The sequence below is a fragment of the Streptomyces sp. NPDC056948 genome, from assembly GCF_042674225.1.
Lineage (GTDB): Bacteria > Actinomycetota > Actinomycetes > Streptomycetales > Streptomycetaceae > Streptomyces > Streptomyces purpurascens.
The window spans coordinates 1-2419 of sequence record NZ_JBHUQX010000723.1 but is presented as its reverse complement, the minus strand read 5'-3'; the positions used below and the strand labels follow the sequence as shown (position 1 = coordinate 2419).

General features: G+C 73.9%; 1 protein-coding gene and 1 pseudogene. One reads left to right on the top strand and one right to left on the bottom strand.

Annotation, left to right across the window (positions count from 1 at the left end; all coding sequences use genetic code 11):
* The first annotated feature begins 330 nt into the window (after positions 1-330).
* A complete protein-coding gene (locus tag ACFTZL_RS43995; RefSeq protein WP_382595995.1) occupies positions 331-1833 on the top strand; it encodes a phytoene desaturase family protein in 1503 nt (500 codons plus the stop codon).
* Between the two features lie 28 nt (positions 1834-1861).
* On the opposite strand, the pseudogene ACFTZL_RS43990 reads toward ACFTZL_RS43995, so the two are convergent.
* Positions 1862-2419, bottom strand: a pseudogene (locus ACFTZL_RS43990) (hypothetical protein); the annotation flags it as partial.

Sequence of the window (2419 nt, the reverse complement as noted above, 5' to 3'; positions counted from 1 at the left end):
CCTCGAACCGGCGCCTTCCCTGCTCCCCCGTTTTCCTGCTCCCCCGTGCGTTCCCCCGCAGGACCCCCGTTCGGTCGTCCCCCGGTTCTCCCCCGTGTCTCGCTCCCGCCGACATGGTCGGCGGAAGGAGCGGATCGCGGGCCGGCCCCGTTCCGGCGCCCCGTGTCGCCGGTGCCGGAGCCGTGCCCCTTTCCGTGTCTCCACTCTCTCGTTCCCGCCGGCCGTCCCCCATCCGCGCGCGTACTCAACTCCCCCACTAGGTACTGGTACTCAGCCCTGCGCACGCGGCACCAGAACGCTCTGTCAGTGGGGGCCGATAGAGTCCTTCGCATGGCACGGATTGCGGTGATCGGCGCCGGGATGGGCGCGCTGACGGCTGCCGCCCGGCTGGCCGTCGCGGGCCACCGGGTGGTGGTGTACGAGCGGACGGACACATACGGCGGAGCGCTGCGCCGCTTCGAGCGTGACGGGTTCTCCTTCGACACGGGCCCCGGCCTGCTCCCGCTCCCGGCCGTCTATCGCGATCTGTTCGTCAAGACCGGCAAGGAGCCGCTGGAGGCGTGCGTCGAGCTGGTCCAGGTCGACCCCTCGTCCTTGCACGTGTTCGCGGACGGCACCCGGGTTTCGCTGCCGAACGCCTCGCGCGCGGGCGTCGTCACCGCCCTGGACGAGGGCCTCGGCCCGGGCCACGGGAACCGGTGGGGCGACTTTCTGGTCCGGGCCCGCGAGGCCTGGGACCGCACGCGCCGGCCGCTCCTGGAGGAGCCGCTGTGGCCGAACTGGCAGGTGCTGGCCGAGCGGGACCCCTACCCGGCGGTGCCCCACAAGCGCCTGCTGCGCACCCGCCGGGCCGGCACGCTCGCCGAGATCGGCGCCTGGGAGCTGCGCGATCCCCGGCTCGCCGCACTCCTGGAGAGCCATGCCCTCACCCACGGCCTGGACCCCCGGGTCACCCCGGCGAGCGCGGCCGTACTGCCGTACATGGAGCACGCCTTCGGCGTCTGGTACGTGCGCGGGGGCCTGCGCGAGCTGGCGCGGGCGGTGTACGAGCGGTGTGTGGCCAGAAAGGTCGAGTTCCGTTTCGGCGCCGACGTGACCGGGGTGCTGGAGAAGGACGGGCACGCGTCGGGGGTGGAACTCGCCGACGGGACGGTCGCGGAGGCGGACTTCGTGGTCGCCGGTGTCGCACCCGGCACGCTGGACCGGCTGACGGCGGGGACCGTGGTGCGGGGCGACGGCGAGGTGCCGCCGCAGCCCGCGTCGGCCAGTCGGCTCACGGTGCTGCTGGGCCTGCGCGGCGCCCGCCCCGAGGACACGGCGCACCGCACGGTGGTGCACACGGCGGACCGGGAGGCCGAGTTGGACGCCCTGTTCGGCGCGGCGGGGGTCCACGCGCAGCCCACGGTCACGGTCCTGCGGCCCGACGACCCGGCGCTGGTCCCGGACCGGGACCACGAGGCGGTCACGCTCACGACAGTCGTGCCCGCCCGGCCCGGCGGGCACCAGGTGTCCTACGACGCCCTCGCCGACACCATGATCAGCGTCGCCGAACGCGCCCTACCCGACCTGCGCGAGCGTCTCCTCTGGCACGAGGTGCGCACCCCGGCCGATATCGCCGAGGCGACCGGCGCGGAGGGCGGGGCGGTGCCGGTGCAGGCACTGGCGGCGGCCGACGGGCGGCTGCTGCATCCGTCCAACAGCACGCGCGTGCCCGGCCTGTTCACCGTCGGCGGCTGGGCGCACCCCGGCGGCGGACTGCCGCATGCGGGCATGTCGGGCGCGCTGGTCGCGGGACTGGTCGTAGAGGGGCCGGGGTTCCGGGGCTCCCAGTGAGCCCACCGCCCCCGGCGGGGTTCAGGCCTCAGAAACGGTACTGCTCGTCGAAGCCGTTGCCCTGCGTCTGCTGCCCGTTGCCCTGGTAGGGGTAGGGCTGCTCCGGCGGAAGCTCCTGCCCGTACTCGTCGGTGCGCTGCTGCGGGACCCACACACCGCCGGGCGGGTTCTCGCCGCCGTAGGTGCCGGCGTACTGGTCCTGGCCGTAGCCCTGCTGCTGGCCGTAGTACTGCTGGTCGCCGTAGCCGGTGTCGTACGAGGTCCCGTCGTAGGTGGGATTGCCGATGTACGGGTCGGAGTAGGCGGCGTACTGCTGCTGGCCCGTGGCGTCGTAGCCCTGCTGCTGGCCGTAGGCGGAGTAGTCGTAGGCGTAGGACTGGTCGGTGCCCTGGGCCGTGGCGGCGTACTGGTCCTGGGGCGGGCCCTGGTGGTACCCGGTGTCGCCGTAGACGCCGTAGGAGCCGGTGTCGTCCGGGATGGGCTGCGGCTCGTACACGGCGGTGGTCTCGGCGGCCGTCGGCTGGACCGGACGCGCGGGGGTGAAGACGTCGTCGCGGTCGTAGTCGTCGACCTGGCCGTAGGAGGC